At 50.4% G+C, this 22,430-nt stretch carries 20 protein-coding genes; 9 read left to right on the top strand and 11 right to left on the bottom strand.

Annotated features, from left to right (window positions below; all coding sequences use genetic code 11):
• Positions 1-120: 120 nt before the first annotated feature.
• Complete coding sequence (locus PAT9B_RS30810) at positions 121-372, bottom strand: hypothetical protein (protein ID WP_150105886.1); 252 nt, start codon at positions 370-372, stop codon at positions 121-123.
• A 68-nt stretch (positions 373-440) separates the two neighbouring features.
• Positions 441-1,013, bottom strand: a complete 573-nt coding sequence (locus PAT9B_RS25985; protein WP_013512259.1) for a flavin reductase family protein — start codon at positions 1,011-1,013, stop codon at positions 441-443.
• Between the two features lie 210 nt (positions 1,014-1,223).
• Between PAT9B_RS25985 and PAT9B_RS25980 the strand changes: the two genes are divergently transcribed.
• The gene (locus PAT9B_RS25980; protein WP_013512258.1) at positions 1,224-2,372 is read left to right on the top strand and encodes a methionine synthase; all 1,149 of its coding nucleotides are present in this window, start codon (positions 1,224-1,226) and stop codon (positions 2,370-2,372) included.
• Between the two features lie 72 nt (positions 2,373-2,444).
• Here the strand turns inward: PAT9B_RS25980 and PAT9B_RS25975 are convergent, their stop codons facing one another.
• The 3 genes from PAT9B_RS25975 to PAT9B_RS25965 form a co-directional block, all read right to left on the bottom strand.
• Positions 2,445-2,837, bottom strand: a complete 393-nt coding sequence (locus tag PAT9B_RS25975; RefSeq protein WP_013512257.1) for a putative quinol monooxygenase — start codon at positions 2,835-2,837, stop codon at positions 2,445-2,447.
• Positions 2,838-2,914: 77 nt separating this feature from the next.
• Complete coding sequence (locus PAT9B_RS25970; protein ID WP_013512256.1) at positions 2,915-3,319, bottom strand: nuclear transport factor 2 family protein; 405 nt, start codon at positions 3,317-3,319, stop codon at positions 2,915-2,917.
• 514 nt (positions 3,320-3,833) lie between these two features.
• Complete coding sequence (locus PAT9B_RS25965; protein ID WP_013512255.1) at positions 3,834-4,733, bottom strand: LysR substrate-binding domain-containing protein; 900 nt, start codon at positions 4,731-4,733, stop codon at positions 3,834-3,836.
• A 302-nt stretch (positions 4,734-5,035) separates the two neighbouring features.
• Between PAT9B_RS25965 and PAT9B_RS25960 the strand changes: the two genes are divergently transcribed.
• The 4 genes from PAT9B_RS25960 to PAT9B_RS25940 all read left to right on the top strand — a co-directional run bounded on the left by PAT9B_RS25960 (position 5,036) and on the right by PAT9B_RS25940 (position 10,149).
• Positions 5,036-5,572 carry a sugar dehydrogenase complex small subunit gene (locus PAT9B_RS25960; RefSeq protein WP_013512254.1) on the top strand — a complete coding sequence of 179 codons (537 nt, stop codon included), beginning with the start codon at positions 5,036-5,038 and terminating at the stop codon, positions 5,570-5,572.
• Between the two features lie 11 nt (positions 5,573-5,583).
• A complete protein-coding gene (locus PAT9B_RS25955; protein ID WP_013512253.1) occupies positions 5,584-7,188 on the top strand; it encodes a GMC family oxidoreductase in 1,605 nt (534 codons plus the stop codon).
• Entirely contained in the window at positions 7,185-8,573 is a 1,389-nt protein-coding gene (locus PAT9B_RS25950) for a c-type cytochrome (protein WP_013512252.1), read from the top strand. Before PAT9B_RS25955 ends, PAT9B_RS25950 begins: the two co-directional genes overlap by 4 nt.
• Positions 8,574-9,408: 835 nt before the next feature.
• Positions 9,409-10,149, top strand: coding sequence for a carbonic anhydrase (locus PAT9B_RS25940; protein WP_013512251.1), 741 nt, complete (start codon positions 9,409-9,411; stop codon positions 10,147-10,149).
• A 22-nt stretch (positions 10,150-10,171) separates the two neighbouring features.
• Here PAT9B_RS25940 and PAT9B_RS25935 read toward each other — a convergent pair whose 3' ends face one another.
• The 5 genes from PAT9B_RS25935 to PAT9B_RS25915 are packed head-to-tail and all read right to left on the bottom strand — an operon-like array spanning position 10,172 to position 16,715.
• Positions 10,172-11,668, bottom strand: a complete 1,497-nt coding sequence (locus tag PAT9B_RS25935; RefSeq protein WP_013512250.1) for an efflux transporter outer membrane subunit — start codon at positions 11,666-11,668, stop codon at positions 10,172-10,174.
• A gap of 13 nt (positions 11,669-11,681) precedes the next feature.
• Positions 11,682-12,797 (bottom strand): ABC transporter permease, encoded by a 1,116-nt coding sequence (locus tag PAT9B_RS25930; protein ID WP_013512249.1) that lies wholly within the window; start codon positions 12,795-12,797, stop codon positions 11,682-11,684.
• 4 nt (positions 12,798-12,801) lie between these two features.
• Positions 12,802-13,929 carry an ABC transporter permease gene (locus PAT9B_RS25925; protein ID WP_013512248.1) on the bottom strand — a complete coding sequence of 376 codons (1,128 nt, stop codon included), beginning with the start codon at positions 13,927-13,929 and terminating at the stop codon, positions 12,802-12,804.
• Entirely contained in the window at positions 13,922-15,709 is a 1,788-nt protein-coding gene (locus PAT9B_RS25920; protein ID WP_013512247.1) for an ATP-binding cassette domain-containing protein, read from the bottom strand. The genes PAT9B_RS25925 and PAT9B_RS25920 overlap by 8 nt, the downstream gene beginning before the upstream one ends.
• Positions 15,693-16,715, bottom strand: coding sequence for an HlyD family efflux transporter periplasmic adaptor subunit (locus PAT9B_RS25915; protein WP_013512246.1), 1,023 nt, complete (start codon positions 16,713-16,715; stop codon positions 15,693-15,695). The genes PAT9B_RS25920 and PAT9B_RS25915 overlap by 17 nt, the downstream gene beginning before the upstream one ends.
• Before the next feature lie 112 nt (positions 16,716-16,827).
• Between PAT9B_RS25915 and PAT9B_RS25910 the strand changes: the two genes are divergently transcribed.
• Positions 16,828-17,484, top strand: coding sequence for a TetR/AcrR family transcriptional regulator (locus PAT9B_RS25910; RefSeq protein WP_013512245.1), 657 nt, complete (start codon positions 16,828-16,830; stop codon positions 17,482-17,484).
• A 20-nt stretch (positions 17,485-17,504) separates the two neighbouring features.
• Here PAT9B_RS25910 and PAT9B_RS25905 read toward each other — a convergent pair whose 3' ends face one another.
• Positions 17,505-17,912 (bottom strand): nuclear transport factor 2 family protein, encoded by a 408-nt coding sequence (locus PAT9B_RS25905; protein WP_223300529.1) that lies wholly within the window; start codon positions 17,910-17,912, stop codon positions 17,505-17,507.
• A gap of 99 nt (positions 17,913-18,011) precedes the next feature.
• On the opposite strand from PAT9B_RS25905, the gene PAT9B_RS25900 reads away from it, so the two are divergent.
• The 3 genes from PAT9B_RS25900 (at position 18,012) to PAT9B_RS25890 (ending at position 22,377) form a co-directional block, all read left to right on the top strand.
• Entirely contained in the window at positions 18,012-18,617 is a 606-nt protein-coding gene (locus PAT9B_RS25900) for a TetR/AcrR family transcriptional regulator (protein ID WP_013512243.1), read from the top strand.
• Between the two features lie 641 nt (positions 18,618-19,258).
• Entirely contained in the window at positions 19,259-21,337 is a 2,079-nt protein-coding gene (locus PAT9B_RS25895; protein WP_223300532.1) for a TonB-dependent siderophore receptor, read from the top strand.
• 41 nt (positions 21,338-21,378) lie between these two features.
• Positions 21,379-22,377 (top strand): ABC transporter substrate-binding protein, encoded by a 999-nt coding sequence (locus PAT9B_RS25890; protein ID WP_013512241.1) that lies wholly within the window; start codon positions 21,379-21,381, stop codon positions 22,375-22,377.
• The last annotated feature ends 53 nt before the right edge of the window (positions 22,378-22,430 follow it).

Raw genomic sequence — 22,430 nt, 5'->3', positions numbered from 1 at the left:
AGTCATAGTCTTTATGGGGGTTAGCATCGGCAGCAAAAGCGGAAACTTTATCTGACCTCGATCAACGGACCTGACAACACCTTATTCACGCTCATAGAATGACAGGCTTTGGTATGGCCTTCAGCCCAACCCCAGCTGTTCCGCCACATCATCACTGACCAGCAGCCCGGATTGCCGCGCCGTAGCACGATTCACTTTGCGGCGTTCGCCCGGCAGATGCAGTGTCGTGTTCACCATCGTGAAACGCAAAGGCCATTGCATTAGTGCCTGGCAATGGACGATTGGCACCATAAGGTGCCAGCCGTGACGGGAGTTGACAAAGTTGAGTGAGGCAAACCCTTGTGGCGCATAGGGTTCAATATCGGTCCACAACGCACCTTGCTAATGAATATGCTATGGGGGCGACGCGCTGCGCATTCCCCCAAAGTGGATATCTGTGACTATTTCACGTCTAAGGCTTCGCCGGTTTTATAAAAATGTTTTCCGGCAATGTAATGTAAGCTCTTCCATTCATCCGCCGCCGTTTCAAACTGCCAGTGTCCATCCCGGAAGATGCGGCTATCCGCCCATGCGGCTTTCACTTCCCCAATAAACAGATCGTGATCGCGTTGATTCGCTTCAAGCGGGATAAGCTCACAGTACAACCAGGCGGAACATCCGCTGACCAGAGGCTGCTCGATACCATCAACATAGAAGCATTCAACGCCAACATCCGACAGTTTATTATGGTTGTTCGCTTTTGAATGGGTTCCGAGGTAATGCACCATTTCGGCTTGTTTTGCGTTAGGCACCTGGATGACAAACTTATTGCTCTTCTCAATTAACTGACGGGTAAACGCTGATTTATCCAGCACAACCGTCAGTTTGGCCGGTTTGAAATCCAGCCCGCAAACCCAGGATGCCGCCATAACATTGGTGATGCCATCATGACAGGCAGACACCAGGGTTGCAGGGCCATGATTAATAAGGCGATAAGCTTTCTCAAGCTCCACTGAAGTGAAATACTGATTCATTGCATGTTCCTGTAACCATGAACTTAAGAAGTTGATGTTAACCCGTTTTTTTCACCAGAGGATAGCCCGAACCTGCTGAGTAATGATCGTGCTAATGATTAGTTTGACAAGGTTCCTGATTTGTATTCTGGTATGGCGATGAAAAACGAAGGATTGAAGCCTTCCTCTTAAGAATCGATGTGCAAACCTACCTGCTTCAGGGAGAACATTTTGTCAGCTGAAAACCGTATTTTAACCACCCACGTCGGCAGCCTGGCTCGTCCGGTGACACTGCTGGATGCCATGAAAGCCAATATTCAGGGCGCAGAGAATAGCGCCGAGCTGGAAACGAAGATCCGCGATGCTGTTTTTGAGTCGGTGCAACAGCAGGTTGCCGATGGCATCGATATCGTTGCAGACGGTGAGATGTCCAAAGTGGGCTTCTTCGCTTATGTACGCGACCGTATTGCCGGTTTTGAACCGCGCCCCGGCCAAGGCTATGCCGCCTTTGATGCCGAGGTGAACGCTTTCCCGGAATACTATAAGCAATATTTTGGCGAAGCGATGCTGGGCGGCAACCTCGTACCATTCGTGCCGGTCGCCTGTACCGGACCGATTGCTTATCACGGTGTGGCGCAGTTGCAGCGCGACCTGACCAACCTGCGCGATGCCGCGAAAAACGCCCATGCGCTGAGTGCCTTCGTGCCTTCTGTCGCCCCAACAGGCGTCGGCAGCAATGAATTTTATGAGCGGGAAGGGGATTATCTCTCGGCAGTCGCCGAAGCATTGCGGGTGGAATATAAAGCCATCATCGATGCCGGTTTTGGTCTGCAAATCGATGATCCTTTCCTGCCGGATTTGTTTGCTGATCCACACCTGAATAACACGCAAATCATCGCTAAAGCCAATGAATACGTTGATATTCTCAACCATGCGCTGCGCGGCATCCCGGCTGAGAAAATCCGCTATCACACCTGCTACAGCATCAATGAAGGCCCGCGTATTCACGATGTGCCCTTCATTGAGTTTGTTCGTTATATGCTGAACATCAATGTGGCGGATTATTCATTCGAGGCTGGCAATGTGCGCCATGAGCACGAATATCACATCTGGGAAGAGGTTAAACTGCCGCAGGGTAAACGTCTGATCCCGGGTGTTATTTGCCACGCCAGCAATACCGTTGAGCACCCGGAACTGATCGCTGAACGCCTGATTCGCTTCGCAGACCGCGTCGGCAAAGAGAACGTCATTGCGGGTGCTGACTGTGGCTTCTCTTCACAAGCCACGTACAAACCCGAAGTTCATCCGACTGTGGTACGTGAGAAGTTCCGCGCGATGCGTGCGGGTGCGGATATCGCCAGCAAAAAACTCTGGCGTTAAGTGCCTCGTTTCAGGGAAGAGAGGTCTTTCTTCCCTGAAAATCAACGTCACGCATCGATTGAGTAGCGGGTGTCAGGATGAAACCTTGCCACGGGGATCATCAATATGCTGTTTTGCCACGTCATAACGGATGCCCTCGCGATGCAGAATGCGCACGTTTTTAACTACCGTTGCCAATGCCTGTAAAAAGGTTGCTGAATGTTCATGGCGCTCATAGGCGTCAATATCAGCCCATCCTTCGGACAGATGGAAAGCGTCCGGGTTGACCAGGTCTTGTGAAAACGCATAGAAGACACATCCCGGCAGTTGCTGCGCGGCCTGCATCTCAGGCTTTACGGCATTGATGAACGTTTGGCGGTCATCCGGATGCACGCGATAATAAGCGCTGACAATGATTTCGGTAGCTTGCGTTTTATCGTGATCGCCCGCAGACGAGATACGGGCATCGGGGGTATTTGCACTCATTTTTTTCTCCAGAAATTCTCTGATGATGGATGTTATTAACTTAAAAATTGATTTCTGCCTGCCGCTTATTTACTGATTCAGGCGGGCTGATCTCCATTAAACGCACGCCATGCGGCCAGCGTATCCAGTGATTCACGCAACAGTTTTATTTTTCCATCCTCAGCCACTAATCGACCGGCGTAGGTTTGTTTATACAGACGGTCAGTGCCCGTTATTTCAGCTTCAACGCTGTATTCGCCGAATGCCTGTGTCGGGGTATCGATGAAAAACTGGATATTGCGAAAGCGAAAATCAGGCACCTTTTGCAATAATCCGGCGATAAACGCCTCGATTTCTTTTGGACCCTGCACCCGATGCGGCAGCCCCAGCGTCTGTAGGTAAGGGAGTTCCAACACGCCATCTGCGGCAAAAAGCGCGGCGGCAGCCTTAGGATCCTGAATGTTGTCGAGGTAGCTCTGAAGTAATTGCACGGCTGTTTTCATGATGAGGATGCTCCTGTCGTTGTCTGTGCCTGACCTGTATCGGTGGCGTGCAACAACAATAAACAAACATCGGTGGAGGCAAAACAGCAAAGAATGAAATCTATCATTTCATAGTTGCAACGATTGGTGGGGCTTTGCCTCTATAATCACTGGTGTGGTCTTAGTATTCGATCGAACCAGTCATTCATTTTTCGCTGAGTTTCCTCTGTGAGAGTGGCGAAAAGATCAACTACAAGAGAAAAACTGAAGCCGTAATTTTCTTCGAGTAAGGGATATAGGGGTTAGGATACAGCGAGCTTTCCGTATCCTCTGGTGTAGCAGTAACCAGGGCCTGAGGCAGTTCGGCTTGATGTCGTCCAATCGGTCCTGAAGATTCACGCGGATGCCGTCCGAACCTGCGGAGGGGGGAGTATTCAATCACCTCAGCACTGCTGCGGCCCGGCGCGTGCCCTTGTGTTAGCCTCCTGTGATCCGGGAACCATAAGGCTATAACTGGCCGTTTCGTGGCCGGATATTATTTTGTCGAGTAGTTTCTGAAAAAATCAGTCATTAACTTCTGCACAGGATTGGTTTGATCATGATTCCAGACAAAAATAAGCTGAGTCAATGCGTTAGCGTCCTCCAGCGGGCGAAAAACAACATTCCCAATACTGTAGGAAATAATGTTTTCCGGAACCAAGCTGACGGCCATCCACGCATTGACTAGGCCAAGGCTATTATTTACCGCTGAGACTCGCCATTCTATTCTTGGATTAAATCCGGCCTGATGGGAAAGTTGAATTAACGCACCGCTGATGCCCTGAATATCCGGTTCCTGATAACTCACAAAGGATTCATTTTCCAGATCCTTCATTGACAGTGATTGTCGGGAGGCGAGGGGATGATTAGGTGACATCGCCACACAAAGCCTTTGCGCCGAGAATGTGCAATTGAGCGTTCCTTCCGGTAATAAAGGATAAGGCCCACGAATGATTGCCAAATCCACTTTTTGCTTACGAAGCAAGGTAAGTTGCTCTGGCATGGCGAGTTCAATCAGTTGTATTTCGATAGCAGGATAATGACGACGGAAGTCTTTTAAAAGATTGAGAAACTTCTCATCCAGCAGAGCCGTCCCTACATGACTTATCGTGACCTTTCCCATCTCTCCGGATGCGGCTTTTTTTGCCTTTTCAATGGCAAGCTTGTGATTCTCAAGTAACTCAATAACGCTCTGGTGATAATGTCTGCCCGCCGCAGAGAGACATATCCCCCTGCCGGCCGGTTGAAACAGGCGAAATCCCACTTCCAGCTCAAGCGCTTTTATTTGCTGACTGAGTGCTGATTGAGCAATTCCAAGCTTCTCAGCTGCCTTGCCATAATGTTCAATTTCGGCGAGACAGGTGAAATATTCTAATCTTTTTAACGTATCAGCCATCTTTTTCTCATAAGCATTTGCTTATCAAATTAACATTGTAGTTATCTGGATCACATTTTTTTATCAAATCATAATACTACCCACATGAAGACTAAGGGGACCATTTCGCATGAATGGGTCTGCCTGACCGACGTTGTGGGATGAAAACAATGCAATAACAAAATCAAAGCAATGTAACTTTAAGTGTCTGTTTTCCAGTTGTTTGTTCTGAATTTAGACATTTATTGCTGCTCCTACAGCACATTACAATATTCAATAGATGCAAAAAGGCAAGTCTAAAAATTTAAGCAAGGCAAATTAATATGAGTATGTCGATTGACGTCAGTCCCGCGGGAAGAAGGCGATTCATCAAGCTTTTGGCAACAACCACGGTACTCGGTGCAACCAGCAGTTTACTTCCCGGACAGGTTGCCTGGGCAATAGATGCTGGCATGCGTTCAAACCCCATTTTTACCGCTTTTATGACCGTCTCTGAGGTTATTTGCGGCTATCCCAAACTGGATAACGCCCTTGGGCAGCGCATTTTTACCTTGATGCAAAGTCGCAATGCAGAATTAAAAAACCAGTTAGCAACACTGAATAAAATTCTGAATGCAGACATGCGTTCTGTTGATATGCAAAAGGCTTTACAGGGTGTTGATCAGAATACCCAGACGTTGTTCACCGATATTTTGCGCGCCTGGCAATTAGGGATTGTGGGTAGCGGGAAAGAGGCGAAAGTGGTCGCGTATGAATATGCGCTGATGTACACCCCGATTGCCGATGTTGTGGTACTCCCGACCTACGCCAGAGGTGAACCGCATTACTGGGCCAAGCCGCCTGTCATTAAAAGCCTGTAAGAGAATAATTGATGAAAACAACGCATTCAGCCACCGTCGTCATCGTTGGCTCGGGGATTGCTGGCTCTCAGATCGCACAAAAGTTACAGAAAGCGGGGATTGATACCCTGATGCTGGAAGCGGGTCCGCGTATCGAAAGATGGAAAATCGTCGAAAACTACCGTAATTCTCCGTTCAAAGGCGATTTTCAGTCACCTTATCCGCCGACGCAACATGCACCTCACCCGCAATATTCACCACAAGATAACGACTATTTTATTCAGTATGGCCCGGAGCCTTACAAGGCGGGATACCTGCGTGTCGCGGGCGGTACTACCTGGCACTGGTCGGCTCAGGCATGGCGTTTATTACCCAATGATATGAAGCTCAAATCACTTTATGGTGTCGGGCGCGACTGGCCGATCAGCTACGATGATCTGGAACCCTATTACTACGAGTCAGAAGTCGAGATGGGCGTTGGTGGTCCCGACGACACCGGGTCCCCGCGCAGTAAACCGTATCCGCAGCCCCCGCTGCCGTTGTCTGACTTTGATAAGGCCTTCAAGAAGGTGGTTGATCAAAATGGCTATCACCTGATCACCGAACCGGCTGCGCGTAACACCCAACCGTTCGATGGCCGTCCTGCCTGTTGCGGTAACAGTAACTGCATGCCCATCTGCCCGATTGAAGCGCAATACACCGGCGAGACGGCTTTGCGTAAAGCAGAACGTGCTGGCTCGCTGTTAGTGCCGAACGCGGTGGTTTATAAAATCGAGCACGATGAAAAAGGCAATATCACCTCGGTGCTGTACAAAGATCCGAACGGTGAAAGCTTCCGCGTTACAGGAAAAATTTTCGTACTGGCTGCCAATGCCATCGAAACCCCGAAATTGATGCTGATCTCCAAAAGTGACAAGTACCCGAACGGTATCGGCAACACCACCGATAACGTCGGACGTCATCTGATGGACCATCCTGGGACATCGGTTTACTTCCTCAGCAAAGAACCGATGTGGCCGGGACGTGGCCCGATGCGTCTTAGCTGCATTAACAATCTGCGCGACGGTGCGTTCCGTTCTGAATATTCCGCCATGAAGATTAACCTGGGTAACTACTCGCCGACGCTGGCCGTCAGTAATTATCTGTTAAGCAAGGGAATTTCAGGCAAAGAGCTACCCGCTATGGTGCGCGACTATGCATCGCGTTGGGTCGCAGTGAACACCTTTTTCGACATTCTGCCAGACCGTAATAACCGAATTGTGGCGGTTGAGGACAGAAAAGATGCGCTCGGGATTCCAAAACCGGGCGTGCATTATTTTATTAACGATTACATCAATAAAGCCCGTGATGTCGCGCATCAGCACTTTGATCACATTGCCAGCCTGTTTGGTGGCACAGAAGTTCGCCACGATGATAAGTATTTCAATAACAACCATATTATGGGGACGCTGATCATGGGCAATGATGCAAATGATTCAGTCGTTGATGCAGATTTACGTACACACGATCACCAAAATCTGTTTGTCGCGTCCAGTGGTGTGATGGCGAGCGCCGGTACCGTTAACTGTACGCTGACTCTTTCTGCCCTGGCGATGAGACTCGCGGATAAACTGATCGAGGAGTGTAAACACGTATGATGCGCTTATCACTCAGAGCATCGTTACTGATGGCTCCTCTGGCTGGCCTGTTTTTCTGCTCCGCAACTTTTGCCGCTAGCGCAACGCAGGATTTAATCCGGCAGGGCGAATATCTCAGCAAAGCGTCTGACTGTGAGGTATGCCATACCGCGCCCGGTGGGACGACGTTTGCCGGTGGGTTAGCGTTCAAAACCCCCTTTGGCGTGATTTACTCTTCGAATATCACCCCGGACAAAAACACTGGTATTGGTCGCTGGACGGAACAACAGTTCAGCAATGCACTAAAACACGGGATCCGTGCCGACGGGCAAAACCTCTATCCGGCAATGCCTTACACGTCGTACTCGAAGCTGACTGACGCTGATATTCATGCGATGTATGCGTATTTTATGTCGCTCCAGGGGGTTAACCATAATCCGCCGGAAAACGAAATGGGCTTCCCGTATAACCAGCGCCTGACGCTCAAGGGATGGAATTTAATCAATTTCCACTACAAGCCTTTTGAAGACGATCCGCAGCAATCTGCCGAATGGAACCGCGGGAAATACGTCGCCACGGCGCTTGGACATTGTGAGGAGTGCCACACACCACGTAACCTCGCAATGGGACTGAGTAACAAAGCCTACGCCGGGGCGATGGTCGATGGGTGGGAGGCGTTTAACATCTCATCAGATAAAGTGTCGGGTATTGGTAACTGGAGCCATGACGATCTGATGCAATATCTACGTACCGGGGCACTGCCCGGCAAGGCGACCACGGGCGGCGGCATGGCTGATGTTATCTCGCATAGCTTGCGTTTCCTGACCCCGGAAGATATGAGCGCACTGGCGACCTATATCAAAAGTGTGCCGGCACAGCAGACATCCACCCGCAACCGCTCGGCTGCCGGTCAGGATGCACAAAGCAATATCACACAGGATGTGCGTGGTATGCCGATTGATGATGCTTCGCCTTCGGGTGCAGTGTTATATAACGGTAACTGTGCGAGCTGCCACGGTACTGCCGGGCAGGGCATTGGCGAAAATAGATACTACCCCTCATTGTCGCAAAACAGTGTTGTCGGGTCCGATAAGCCGAACAATCTGGTGCAGGTGATTCTGCATGGGATAGACCGTGAGAATGGGGCAGGGGATCACATCGTCATGCCGGGATTCGGTGACAATCTGACCGACGCCCAAATTGCCACGTTAACCAACTATGTGCGCAATCAATACGGTAATGGCGGAGATAATGTTGACGCTGCTGCGGTGAAAACCTTGCGTGACAATAATGTCACCGTTATCCCGGGTTATTTGCTGATCGCGGGTGGCGGAGTGGGTGTGCTGATCGTCATTGGCCTTGTCGTTTATTTCCGCCGTAGAAGAAAACTGCGCCAGATAAGTTAATTTATCAAAATAAACGTATCGGGTAATTGCTCACGTTAATGGGTCAGTGATATTCACTGGCCCATTTTTTTGTTCAGGGAGCTTTCCCAGGTTATGCTTCCTCACTGCGTCACATGGGTATTTTCCGCTCATCACTAAACATTCATCAATGCTGGTAAAAAATGAAACAGGATTTGCAGGCGTTAGATTTTAATCTTCTCAAAGCCCTGAACGCGCTTCTGGAACAGCGCAGTGTGACACGAGCGGGGGAACAATCGCTGCCAGCTGGAGACCTGCTGATACATAAGCTGGCATTACCATATTGCGACAATGTCAGATTAACCCGGATGATGCAGGGGATGCGGAGTCGTTGGGTGTGACAACATTCCCAATGGCTGATATTTCAAACAGCAAAGCCGATGAAAGGCTTTCGTCAGCGGTTCGCTTTAAATAAATTTCCCTCAGAAAAATTTCACTACTCCCAACTTTGCATTGGTACTGATTTTATATTTATCCCGATATCAGAGCGATAATCATATGCCTGAAAAATGAGTAAAATGCACGAATAATGACAAGGGCAGACTCCGTGTCACCAGGTAAAGTTATTTTCATAGGAAACAATGCAAGAAAATGCCACTGCATTATCTGACTTTATTTTAACAGGTGATGAAAGCGCAATTTATGCCAGGCTGATATATCATTGGATATCGACATCTTTAATTTCACCGGGTATTACCCATCATCTTGTCATGATAGACGAGGATGTACTGATTTATCTGTTAAGTAAGCGTGCCGGGTATTAACGGCACTCAGGCTTGCCTGAAATGATACATTTCAACCTTGCAAGGAGTACATGATGAGCCATAACCCCCTGAATCAATCATCACGTCGGATATTATTGAAACATACCCTTGCGGTATCCGCACTCTCGATCACTGGACTGGCCGGTTTATTAGTACCCACTATCAGCCTGGCAGCATCGCTTAGCAAAGCGGAACGTGATGCGATGACGCCTGATCAGGTTATTGAGCATTTCAGGCAGGGCAATGCGCGTTTCCGGGAAAACCGGCCTGCAAAGCATGATTATCTGGCGCAGAAACGCAGTAGCGCTGCGGGCCAATATCCGGCAGCCGTGATCCTCAGCTGCATTGACTCGCGCGCACCGGCTGAGATTGTGCTGGATGCGGGGATTGGGGAGACGTTTAATGCTCGCGTTGCGGGCAATATCAGCAACCGGGACATTCTGGGCAGCATGGAGTTTGCTTGTGCAGTCGCCGGGGCGAAGTTAGTACTGGTGATGGGCCACACCAGCTGCGGTGCGGTTCGGGGAGCCATTGATAATGCCGAGTTAGGAAATCTGACGGGATTACTTGATGAAATTAAACCCGCGATTGAAAAAACGACATACAGTGGTGAGCGTAAGGGAAGTAATTATGATTTTGTCGATGCGGTCGCCAGGAAAAATGTTGAATTAACCATTTTAAATATTCGAAAAAATAGCCCGGTACTGAAAAATCTGGAAGATCAGAAGAAAATTAAAATTGTTGGCAGCATGTATCACCTCGTGGGTGGCAAAGTTGATTTTTTTGAGGTGTAAAATCTTGCATTGCTGGCGTGAATTAACGTGGATAGTTACCCACAGCACGATTCACCGCCGCCCATGCCGTCTTAAGATCTCGCTGGCCCATCGCCAATGCCTGACGTGCCTGAATATCGCTACGTTGGGCATCCAGGACGTTAATAAAGCTGGTTAATCCGCCGTTATAGCGTGCCTCAATCAGAGCCAGAGCCTGAGCAGAACTCTCAGCCCGCGTTTGTTGTTCAGCGAGTTTTTGTTGGGCTGCGCTATAACGGCTCAATGCGTCATCGATTTCCTGCCACGCTCGCAGGACAGTTTTCTGATAATCGACAGCGGCCTGTTGCTGATCCGTCTCCCGCAATACGACAGTCGCTTTACGCCGTCCTCGATCGAAAATCGGTAAATTGAGACTTGGCCCAACGGACCAACTTCGGCTGCCCCATTCACCGAAATTACCCGCGCTGTAGGTATCCATCCCGATTCGGGCACCGATTGTGATACTGGGGTAGAGTTCTGCTTCAGCCACGCCAATTCGGGCTGTGGCAGCATGAAGATGCGCTTCCGCAGCTTTGATGTCAGGTCGGTTTGACGCGACCACTGAGGGGATACCTAACGGTAAAGGAGGCAGATTGCCTGCCTGTAAGCTGTCAGGTTTGAATTGCAGCAACGTTTTCAATGCACCAGGACGTTCATTCAGCAGCAGAAGTAGCTGATTTGTCGTCACACCCTCCTGTGCCTGTAATTCAATCAGATTTGCCCGCGTCGCGGCCAGTTCACTGCGTTGCCGTTCAAGATCCGTATTATCCTGTGCTCCACTCAACGTTCGTGCTCGTATCAACGACAGACGCTCATCAAGTGCTCTCTCATCATCTTTTGCCAGACGGATTTGCTGCTGAATACCCCGCAAGTTCCAGTAACTGTTAACCACATCACCAACAATACTCAATCTGGCAAATTCAAGCTGTGCCTGCTGCGCGGCGCTGTCAGCTTCGGCAGCCTCAATGGCGCGCCGGACGTGCCCCCAGAAATCAATTTCCCAGCTAAAATCCAGTCCTCCCTGATACCAGTTGTAGGGATCGGTCATCAGCGTGATTAGCTCATCGGGATTGGGCAGAACCTCTTTTAACGCTCTGGTCGAAGGGCTGTTTTCGCTTTGCTGATTGCGGGTGATACTGGCTGTTGCATTGACATTTGGTGTTTGTTGCGACGACGTGATGCGTTGCTGTGCGCGTGCGCTGGCAAACCGAAGCGCGGCAGTTCTGATATCGGGACTGGCAGTTAGGGCCTTTTCAACCAGCATATTGAGTGTCGGGTCATCGTATCTTTTCCACCACTGGTTATCAGCCACCGCAGCGGCACCGGGAACATTTAGCAACGCAGGATCAGCACTACGCCAGCTTGTCCAGTCGGCTGGGGCTTTCTGCTCGGGTTTTTTGAAATCAGGGCCAACGGTACAACCGCTAACGAGTGCCATCGCCAACAACGTTGCCGCAGCGGACAACGAATGACGATTGAAGTGGGAAACACTGAGATTCATCTTCTTTCCTGCATCAGTACAGTCGGTTACGAAACAACCATGCAGCCAGCGGCATAGTGACAACAGCCAGGGCAAGCATAGGGATAAAATCAAAGGCGATATCAGCTAGCCCGGCTCCCTCGAGATAGACCCGTCGCACCAGATCGATGGCAAAGCGCAGTGGGTTGGCATAGGTGAGGGTATTGAGCAAGTCAGGCATGGTCTGTACCGGGGTAAGCAGCCCGGAAAGCAACATGAGCGGCATAATCAGCAAGAAGGTGTAAAGCATCGCCTGTTGCATATTGATGGAAACAGCAGAAATCGACAGCCCCAGACCAACCGCAGCAATGTTGAAGCACAACAGGCCGGTATAGAGCACCAGTAACGAGCCGTTCATCGGTATCCGAAACCAGAACAGAATGATCAGTAAAATTATCGTGGACTGTACCAGGCCCACCAGTACAGGTGGTATGGCTTTGCCAACCAGGAGCTGCATGGGGGTAAAAGGGGTCACAAGTAACTGATCAAATGTTCCCTGTTCCCGTTCTCTGGCGACAGACAGAGCAGAAAGTAACAGGGTTTGAATCATGCTGAGAGCCGCAATCAGGGTGGGCATTATTCCCCAGCGAGACTCAAAATTGGGGTTATACCAGGCTCTGACCACGACGTTCAGGGCAGAAGGGTCAGCACTTCTCTGATTGAAGCCAGTGACTACCGCAGAGATATAACTCGCAGCGGCCCCGGCCGTTGAAGAGTTACGCCCATCCAGAATTACCTGCATGGGGGATGTTAAGCCCTGGTTGAGTTTATTTTCAAAATCGGGCGGGAAAGTCAGTACCATAAGCGCTTTACCGTCCATGACAGTCTGCGCTATCTGGGCAGATGAAGTCAGGGTCGCAGTACGGTTAAACACACCTGTGCCATCAAGATGCGACAGAATCTCGATGGAGGACTGGCTTCTGCTTTGATCCAGGACGGCGTAGTCAACATGATTGACATCATAGGTTGCGGCATAACCGAAGAGTACGGCCTGCAAAAATGCGGGTGCAATCAGGATCACCCGGTTGGCGGGTTCTTTGATGATTGTCAGCATTTCTTTTCTTATCAGAAAGCTAAGATGTCGCAGCCACTGTATTAATGAATTCGTCATCTTTTTATCTCAACCGTTTACGAAGCGAGATCCGCGAAGCGTTAATCAGCAGCACTGCGTAAAGCAGAAGAATGCCGCACTGGCGGAAAAATAACGGCCAGTCATTCCCCCCCAGGAAAAGCGTTTTTATCAATGACATGAAATGTGTGGCAGGCAGGATCTGACTGACTATCTGGATTGCCACCGGCAAATTGCGAAGATCAAAGACAAATCCTGACAGCATCATGGCTGGCATAAAACTCGCAATCAGTGCCACCTGACTTGCCATGAACTGACTCGGTGCAAACCCAGAAATTGCCAGTCCCATACCCAGTGCCACCAGTAGGTAGAGCAAAGAGGCGATGATGATAGCGAACAGAGAGCCACGGATCGGGACGTCGAAAAGATAATGCGCCGCCAGAAGGCACATTATCAGGTCAACCGTGCCTATCACCATATACGGGGCAAGTTTGGCGAGTACAAGTTCAAGAGGGCGAACCGGAGTGACAAACAACGCTTCAAGCGTTCCCCGCTCTCGCTCCCTGGCTATCAGTAACCCGGTAAGAAAGGCACCAATGAGCGTCAGAATCAGGACAATGATGCCAGGAACGATGAACCAGGTGCTGTTGCTGGCTTCGTTAAACCACATACGCTGCTCGATAGAAACAGAGCCAGCCAGCGAGGGGCTATTTTGTCTGTCTGATTCAACGGCAGACTGCACGGCCAGTGCCCCGGTAATGTAACTTTGAGCGGCAGAGGCGACGCTGGTCACCGCCCCATTCAGGATTACCTGCAACTGTCCTGTGCCAACGCGACTACTCTGCGCGTAATCTGCAGGAATACGCACAATGGCATCCGTTTTCCCCTGTTGCAGCGCCATCTGTGCCGTAACGAAGTTTGGATACTCCTGCACTGACAGATAGCGACTTCCCTGCAATGCGCTAATCACCTGATAGCTTTGCGGAGTATGTTGTTCCTGAACGACAGCAACACGGGCATTGGCAAGGTCGAAAGAAATACCGTAACCAAATAGAAGAATCAGCACTACGGGTAACAGGAAACCCACGGCCAGATTGCTTTTATCACGAACCAACTGGCGTGTCTCTTTCCGTGTCAGCGAGATAAGACGATGAAAGAATGTGGAGTCATGCATGTGATGACCCCCTCTCTGTGGCGTTGGCTCGTGCATTCTCGACAATCGCAATAAATGCAGTATTCATATCGACATCGTGATGCAGCCCGGCAAATTGTCTAACTTCTTCTGGGGTACCCAGTGCCAGCATTTTTCCGGCATCCTGAATCGCTATGCGGTCGCAATACTCGGCTTCTTCCATAAAGTGAGTGGTGACAATGATGGTGATCCCCTTATCTGCCAGCTCTCCGATGGTGTACCAGAAAAGGCGTCTGGCCAGCGGGTCGATACCACTGGTGGGTTCATCAAGAAAGACGATTTCGGGTTGATGCAATAATGCGACAGCCATCGACAAACGTTGTTTAAACCCACCCGGCAATTCACCACTGATAGCATCAGGGTTGAGTTTGAACTGTTTAAGAGAGGCTTCAATCTGCCGAGTTAACACGTCCCCGGACAAGCCATAAGCACCGCCAAAGAATGTCAGGTTTTCCCTGACGCTGAGATTGCCGTACAGCGCAAACTTTTGTGACACATAGCCAATTCGGGCGCGCGCTTTTGCTCTTGCGGTTCGCAGATTCATTCCGGCGACTTCCAGCTGACCACTGGTCGCCGGCAGCAGCCCACACAGCATGCGAAAAGTGGTGGTCTTTCCGGCACCGTTCGGTCCGAGAAGACCGAAAATCTCCCCACGTTTTACGCCAAAAGAGGTGCTGGCAACCGCAGTAAAATCACCAAACTTACGGACCAGATCCTTTACAAGGATGACAGGATTATCGCTGTCATTTGTGGAATCACGGGATGACACCATTTCTGGCTTCACCGGGGCAGAGAATGTGGAGGATTGTTCCTGTAATTGCGCTCGATGCAGTAACAGCATGAAGCCGTCTTCAAGCTCAGGTTCGCGTGGTGTGGCGTTTATCCCGGCAGGGGTTGATGTATCATCAGGGGACTGACAAATAAACCTGACTGCGTTCCCTTTAGGGACTGCGTCAGCAATCTTTTCCCGTTGTTCAAGTAAATGGGCCTGCAAAGTCCGTGATTTGATGCCGGATGCAGGAATTGCCTGCCAGGTGCTGCCATTGGCGACCCGTCGAAGCTCGTCTGGTGTGCCAGACGCGAGAATTTTACCCTGATCCATAATGTAAACCTGAGCACATCGTTCAGCTTCATCCATGTAAGCTGTGCTGATGATAACGCTCAGATTTTCTTCCTGGACAAGTTGCTCAATAATTTTCCATAAATCGCGACGGGAAAGCGGATCAACGCCGACACTGGGTTCATCCAACAATAACAAATCCGGGGAGCGCACCAGGGTACAGGCCAAACCCAGTTTCTGTTTCATACCGCCAGAGAGTTTTCCCGCCGGACGGGCGGTGAAACGATCAAGGTCAGTGATAGCCAGCAAACGGGCAAAACGTGACTGCCTTTCCCCGCCAGGAACACCATGCAAGTCAGCATACAGGTCAAGATTCTCCTGCACGCTAAGATCCTCATAAAGGCCAAATCGTTGCGGCATATAACTGATGCGGTTTTGCACAGATTGCGGGTCAGCAACCACATCGGTCCCCAGAACTGTCAGGGTACCCGATGTGGGGGTATACAGTCCGGCGATCAGTCGTTGGAAGGTGGTCTTGCCAGCACCATCCGGCCCGACGAGCGCCGTCACTTCTCCGGCATGAATCCTCAACGTGAGTCCATCCAGCGCACGCAGGTCTGGCCGATTTTTCCCAGGGGCAGGAAACTCGCGCACTAAATCTTGGGCAACCACCACGTCCTGACGATCAGTGAGTGGCATCATGTTGTTTCTCTGGTTGAGTGTTGACAGTGACCGTTGCTGGCTGCCCCATACGCAATACATCATCCGGGTCTTCAGCAACGATTCGCACTTCGTATACCAGATTGGTGCGTAATTCCTCGGTCTGAACCGATTTTGGGGTGAATTCGGCGACAGAAGAGATAAAGCCGACTTTGCCCTGCACGGGTTTATCAGGAAAGGAGTCGGTCCTGATCTGGGCGGTCATGCCTGACCTCACCCGGCCAAGATCATTTTGGCTCAGCCATACCCGAACCCATTTGGGTTCACTCAGTGCCAGAGTGAAGACGGCTTTCTGAGGTCCGGTCATGTCACCCGGCTCCTGAAGACGGGCTCGTACCACTGCGTCAACAGGAGAACGTAACTCGGCCTGAGAAATGTGATACTGCATCAGTGCCAGCTGGGCCTGTGTGGCGCGGACCTGAGCGACCGATGCCTCACGCTGCTCTTTTCGGACTCCTTTTTCCATTAACGTGAGGTTAGCCTGCCGCTCTTTCACACTCGACTGTGCAACGAGCAGGGAACTTCTGGCCATATCCAGCTCCTGCTTGCTGATACCTTTACCGCCCGTGGTGGCTGAAATCCGCTGGATGCGGGTGATATCCTCAGTGGCTTTTTGCAGTTGCGCCTGAGCGGATGCCAGTTGCGCTTTCGCCTGTGCGATTTCTTCCGGACGCGCGCCCGCCTGCTGCTCACGAACGGTCTGCTTTTGAACATCCAACTGGGCCACAGCCTGTTGTTCCTGAATTTCCAGCGCTTTGGTATCCAGCGTAGCCAGAATCTGCCCGGCTTTGACGTGGTCGCCTTCATCAACGGCAACCGTACTGATCCGGCCATTATTCTCAAATGCCAGTGAAACCTGACGGATATCGACATTGCCAAACAGTGTCAGTTGACCCGTATCCTGGCTGTTTCTGCCAAACAACCAGAAAGCGCCTGCGACAACGATAAGCGCCGCCACGCCCCCTCCAGCGATGATTTTCTTGTTCATAGGCATTGCGTCCTGACGCTCCCCGAGGCTTAGTTTAAATTTAATTTAAACTTTAATTGTGCGATAATAAACCCCATATGGTCATAAATAACTTATCCGGGCATTTTGAATAATGGGCAGAGCACGACGCAGCGATGGCGATATCACCCGCGAGAGCATTCTGGAGGCAGCAGGGGAATTGATTGCTGAGAAGGGGTTTGCTCAGACCACTAACAAAGAGGTCGCCAAAAAGGCCAATGTTGACCTGGCAGCGATCAACTATCACTTTGGCGGTAGAGATGGGCTATATCTGGCTGTACTGACACTGGCGCATCATCATTACCTGGATGGCAATCAGCTCGCTCAGTTAGCGGCATCAGACCTTCCCGCTGAAGATAAACTGGGTGTATTTCTGGAAACGTTTCTGGCGAAACTCAGCAATCCGAATGACTGGCACGGACGCGTATTTGCGCGCGAATTGTTATCTCCTTCGGTACAGCTCGGTGATTTTATCAACTCAGAAGGTGCAGGAAAAATTCAGTCAGTCAGGCGGATTGTTGCGGAAGCCGCCGGTCTTGCAGAGGATGATCCCCGCCTGCTTCCCTGCATGCTCAGTGTCGTGGCACCCTGCATGATGCTGATGGTGGCAGGGAACCGTATACCTGGCCCTGTGCAGGAAATTGTCGCGATGCAGACGCAAGCGCTGACTGCGCATTTCAAGCTTTTTTCTCTGGCTGGGTTAAATGCGGTACGTGGCGAGAACAGCAGTGAATCGCCGCAAAAAAGTTAACCGCCAACTCAACCAGCGGTTCAGACACAGGCCTGTGCTACCGCGTAGCTGTCTTCAAACAGCCGAAAACGCGTAATCAGGCCGTCAGTCACCGTAAAATCAAGCACGAACTCGCTCTCGATCAGTTTTCCGGTTTTGTTCACCCGGGATGCCAGCCTGCCGGGGATCATGACTCTGCCACCCCGCACCAACATCTCGCCGATTTCAAAGTGTTCCGAGCTAATCTGCTCGCGGATCTGCCGATAAAACTCGACGGCACCGGCTTTGCCGTGCTTGCGGCCAATCCACGGCACAACCGCCACATCGCCCGCCACGAACCAGTCAACTTCCTCGCTGACCAGCTCGCCAATGATTGAAACATCTGGCGATGTTGCCGCACGTTGTAAAAATTCCTCAATAACCTCAATGGGTTGTCGCTCAGGCATCATGCACCTTCTATTCTGTAGTCAAAAATATATAATTGGTTCTAACCCGACTGGCTGACGCAGTCAATAATTTTGTAGTGATGTTTACAGAAATGGTGTGCTATGACTTCTCGCGGAAGACCCCGCAGTTTTGACAGGCAAGCGGCTTTGCAGGCGATGATGGAGGTTTTTTGGATTCGCGGCTATGAAGGCGCGCAACTCTCTGATTTAACTGCCGCAGCAGGCATTAACCCGCCCAGTTTTTATGCAGCCTTTGAGTCCAAAGAAGCCGCATTTTGTGAGGCGGTGGATCAATACCTGGTGACGGTTGGAGAAAGGTCACGACAGGCGCTGGAAACACCACCAACGCTGCGGCAGGCGCTGCGTAATATGTTCCTGACCAGTATTGAGGCTGCGCTCGCCCATCAACCGGGTGGATGTATGCTGATCCTCGGGGTAGTGAATTGCCTGCCGGCTAATGAACAGGCAAGGCTGTACCTTAAGCAGGCACGGCACAAAATTGTTGAGGCGATTACCGCACGCATTGAACGTGGACGTCATGACGGCGACATTCCCGCAGATACCGATATTGAACAAATGGCGGCGTTTTTTTATGGCATAACCCAGGCGATTTCCTTGCAGGCGCGCGATGGATCATCCAGAGAAGAGCTTATCGCCATGATTGATTTTGCCCTTCGTTCGTTGGATGCCGTGGTGGTTACAGGTTAATTCGGTCAGATAAAGAAGAGAGAATTCTCTGCTCAGCGAGCAGAGCAATGAAATATTTCCTGTCGAAATTTTACCGCAAGAGTAAATAGAAAAAATGTTAATGTCTGATGGCGATTTTAGTTTCATGTGAAGGTTAAATATGCACAGCGTGTCTGTGTATGGCGTGTTTTCGACTGTCGGAATTAATGTTTGTTTTATGTGATATTTATCAGCTCAATGGTCTTTTCGGGGCCAGTTTATTATCTGGCCATCTGTGATACTCACTTAACTCATTGATTTGTATTTTTTATTTCCGTGAACAAAAGAAGAAATAATGATATGCAACGATCTGAATTTACGCCCGAAACCATATAATAAATACATATAAACATCTTATTTAGATCTTGTTATTTACTGTGAGTGATTACTCCTGTTGCATTTTTTCAATGTTTTTAATAATTGCTAATCATTAATTGCAGATGTATTCTCCTTGCTCCTTTTTCGTAATATAAATAACTATATAACGCAATAATATGAACAAGAGATTAATCGCGATACTCCTCGCCGGTTTGCCTGGGATGGTCGGTGCAGCAGTCACGAATGAGCCTGTTGTGACGAAAGATAAAAGCACGTCGGCAAAAGAACCCACCCATGATCAGCAGATGGTGGTTAACGCAGTGCCATCAGGGGATATTTATTCAGACAGTCAGGGTGGGGCAGGGTTTACCACGCCGGATGTCAACCTGGGTCCCATTGGCAATAAGTCATGGACTGAAACGCCCTATTCGACCACGACCGTCACTCACCAGATGATTGATAATCAGCAGGCGAAAAGCGTCAGCGAATTATTGAAATATTCACCCAGTACGCAGATGCAGGCACGCGGTGGCATGGACGTTGGTCGGCCACAAAGCCGGGGGATGCAGGGTAGCGTGGTGGCCAACAGCCGTCTTGATGGCCTCAATATCGTGTCAACTACCGCGTTTCCGGTAGAGATGTTAGAACGACTTGATGTACTGAACAGTTTGACGGGGGCTCTTTATGGCCCCGCCAGCCCGGCGGGGCAGTTTAATTTTGTTGCCAAACGTCCCACTGAACAACCCCTGCACCGTGTCACTTTGGGTTATCAAAGCCGCAATGCTTACAGTGGTCATGTCGATCTGGGGGGGCATTTTGGTGATGACGATAAGTTTGGCTACCGGGTGAATCTTCTTAATGAAGAGGGGGAGGGCAACGTTAAGGACAGTACGTTACGCCGCAAACTGGTCGCCGTCGCGTTTGACTGGAATATCCGACCGGGGACGCACTTGCAGCTTGATGCCAGCCATTATGAATTTATCCAAAAAGGCTATGTCGGTGGCTTCAGCTATGGTGAGAGCATAAATCTGCCGAAAGCACCGAATCCGAATAATAAAAACTATACCTTGCCGACATCAGGTAATGACCTGACCACTGACACCATCAGCACCCACCTGATCCATTACCTGAATAGTAACTGGTCAGTGAATGCCGGGGTTGGCTTCCAGCAGGCAGACCGGGCAATGCGCACCGTATCTAACACGATTACCGATAATTCGGGAACACTCAGTCGCTCCCTTTCTGATTCTGCGGCTGCGGGGCGATTCAGAGTATTAAGCAATACGCTGACGCTGAACGGACACGTCGATACCGGAAGTATCGGGCATGACCTGGCCTTCTCCACCGGAGGTTATGTATGGTCTATCTGGACCGCTAAAGGCAGTACCCAACGCTACAGTCTGGGAACGACTAACTATTATGATCCTTCGGCTATGCAGGAACCGGGTGATGGCAAAATTATCACTGATGGTGCGCGTTATAAATCGAGTGTGACCACGCAACAAAATATCACCGTTGGCGATACCGTCACCTTCAATCCACGCTGGTCAGCGATGTTCTATCTCAGCCAGAGCTGGCTGGAGACCAGTAACTACAGTAATGCGGGTCAGAAAACCAGTGTTGTCAGCCAGGATGGCTTAAGTCCGAATGTCGCGTTGATGTACTCGATCACCCCAGCCGTGATGGCATATATCAGCTATGCCGACTCACTTGAACAGGGTGGAACCGCGGCAACGGGTGAAGGCATTAAAAATGAGGGGCAGACACTCGACCCCTACCGTAGCGAGCAATATGAAATTGGGCTGAAAGCGCAGGTTCAGGGCTTGAATCTGGGTGCGGCGCTGTTTCGCCTGAAACGTCCCTTTGCTTACGTTGACCCTTCTGACATGGTCTACAAAGAGCAGGGTGATCAACTTAATAAAGGACTCGAACTCACCGCCAGCGGAAATGTGTTTGACGGCCTGAATATCTATAGCGGCGTCACTTTCCTCGATCCGAAATTGAAAAACACCGTTTCAGCCGACACCAGCAATAAACGGGTGGTCGGCGTACCGAAAGTTCAGGGGAATGTGCTGGTGGAATACAACCTGCCTTCCATGCCAGAACTGGTCTACAGCGCCAATGTCCATTATACCGGCAAGCGTGCAAGTAATGACCTGAATACCACATGGGCAGACAGTTATACCACCCTGGATCTCGGCACCCGCTACACCACGATGGTTGGCAATATCCCCACCACTCTGCGTGTTGCGGTAAATAACGTGACGAATGAACACTACTGGGCGTCTATTTTCCCGGGTGATACCGACGGGAGTGGCAGCTCGGCAAGTGCCTTTGTCGGCAACGGTCGTGAAGTTCGCGCTTCAGTCACTTTCGATTTCTAATCTTCGGAGCGGTGTCTCCCGTCAGGAGGCACCGGGATTTTATGGAAAACGTTATTCGTCGATTAACGACGGTTTTAGTCGCCGCCCTGTTGGCCTGGCCGTTGTATGGTAATGCGGCAACTGAGACGCACAGCGATATTCGTGTCGCGTCTCCCTGGCCTGCACAAAATACCATTATTGCCATGCTGGGTTATGGGCCCAATATTGTTGGCACCTCAGAAATTGCCAAGCGCATTCCTTTGTTTCGCCAGATCTATCCAGGCATTGAACAGGTACCTGTCATTGGTGTGAACAGTGCGCATGAAATTAATCCTGAGCAGGTTATCGCACTCAATGCTCAGCTACTGATCATTCCCGCCAATATGCATCTGTCACAACCCGAACTGCTATCTCAGGCCGGTGTTAAGACGCTGGAGCTGAAAGCGAATTCTATGAATGCCTTGCGTGAGCGGGTATCACTGACGGCGCAAGCACTGGGGCCTTCGGCTGAGGTGATTAACGATCGTTATCAGCACTATTTTGACCGCAATATCGCGCTGATAAAGCAACGACTGAAAGGGCTGCCGGAAAGTAAACAGGTGACGCTTTATCACAGCATGGGAACCCCACTAACGACCAGCGGTCGTCCTTCTCTCAACCAGGACTGGATGGATCTGGCTGGCGCGCGCAATGTGGCAGAACATTGGTTTGGCGTGAAACGAAACAACATGGGTGAGGTCCCGCTGGAGAAAGTCATCGCCAGCAATCCTGAGGCAATTGTCGCCATGAACAAACGCGATGCCGATGAAATCATGCATTCTCCCGCCTGGCAGGCTGTGGCAGCGGTGAAACAACATCGGGTGTATGTCAATCCGCAGGGGATGTTCTGGTGGTGTAGGGAAACCAGTGAAGAGGCAATACAGATCTTATGGCTGGCGAAAACCCTTTATCCGGCACGATTTGCTGATATCGATATGGCTAAGGAAACGCACGATTTTTACAGCCAATTCTTTGGTGTAGACCTTACGTCACAACAGATTCACAGCATTCTTAACCCATAAGCTGAAAGACTACAGACCTGTTATCAGAACATATCAGGCGATGGCAGAAACCA

Origin of the sequence: Pantoea sp. At-9b, assembly GCF_000175935.2 — a bacterium.
Classification (GTDB): domain Bacteria; phylum Pseudomonadota; class Gammaproteobacteria; order Enterobacterales; family Enterobacteriaceae; genus Pantoea.
Note: the sequence above shows the minus strand (reverse complement) of the source record. Positions and strands in the feature narration are given on the sequence as shown.

Bases quoted from the DNA above. Each gene is read 5' to 3' on its own strand.
- PAT9B_RS25955 (WP_013512253.1), top strand. From the start codon at position 5,584: ATGAAAACAACGCATTCAGCCACCGTCGTCATCGTTGGCTCGGGGATT.
- PAT9B_RS25905 (WP_223300529.1), bottom strand. From the start codon at position 17,912: ATGATGCCTGAGCGACAACCCATTGAGGTTATTGAGGAATTTTTACAA.
- PAT9B_RS25910 (WP_013512245.1), top strand. From the start codon at position 16,828: ATGGGCAGAGCACGACGCAGCGATGGCGATATCACCCGCGAGAGCATT.
- PAT9B_RS25890 (WP_013512241.1), top strand. From the start codon at position 21,379: ATGGAAAACGTTATTCGTCGATTAACGACGGTTTTAGTCGCCGCCCTG.
- PAT9B_RS25930 (WP_013512249.1), bottom strand. From the start codon at position 12,797: ATGACGAATTCATTAATACAGTGGCTGCGACATCTTAGCTTTCTGATA.
- PAT9B_RS25950 (WP_013512252.1), top strand. From the start codon at position 7,185: ATGATGCGCTTATCACTCAGAGCATCGTTACTGATGGCTCCTCTGGCT.
- PAT9B_RS25965 (WP_013512255.1), bottom strand. From the start codon at position 4,733: ATGGCTGATACGTTAAAAAGATTAGAATATTTCACCTGTCTCGCCGAA.
- PAT9B_RS25915 (WP_013512246.1), bottom strand. From the start codon at position 16,715: ATGAACAAGAAAATCATCGCTGGAGGGGGCGTGGCGGCGCTTATCGTT.
- PAT9B_RS25925 (WP_013512248.1), bottom strand. From the start codon at position 13,929: ATGCATGACTCCACATTCTTTCATCGTCTTATCTCGCTGACACGGAAA.
- PAT9B_RS25895 (WP_223300532.1), top strand. From the start codon at position 19,259: ATGGTGGTTAACGCAGTGCCATCAGGGGATATTTATTCAGACAGTCAG.
- PAT9B_RS25920 (WP_013512247.1), bottom strand. From the start codon at position 15,709: ATGATGCCACTCACTGATCGTCAGGACGTGGTGGTTGCCCAAGATTTA.
- PAT9B_RS25985 (WP_013512259.1), bottom strand. From the start codon at position 1,013: ATGAATCAGTATTTCACTTCAGTGGAGCTTGAGAAAGCTTATCGCCTT.
- PAT9B_RS25935 (WP_013512250.1), bottom strand. From the start codon at position 11,668: ATGAATCTCAGTGTTTCCCACTTCAATCGTCATTCGTTGTCCGCTGCG.
- PAT9B_RS25970 (WP_013512256.1), bottom strand. From the start codon at position 3,319: ATGAAAACAGCCGTGCAATTACTTCAGAGCTACCTCGACAACATTCAG.
- PAT9B_RS25960 (WP_013512254.1), top strand. From the start codon at position 5,036: ATGAGTATGTCGATTGACGTCAGTCCCGCGGGAAGAAGGCGATTCATC.
- PAT9B_RS25940 (WP_013512251.1), top strand. From the start codon at position 9,409: ATGAGCCATAACCCCCTGAATCAATCATCACGTCGGATATTATTGAAA.
- PAT9B_RS25975 (WP_013512257.1), bottom strand. From the start codon at position 2,837: ATGAGTGCAAATACCCCCGATGCCCGTATCTCGTCTGCGGGCGATCAC.
- PAT9B_RS25900 (WP_013512243.1), top strand. From the start codon at position 18,012: ATGACTTCTCGCGGAAGACCCCGCAGTTTTGACAGGCAAGCGGCTTTG.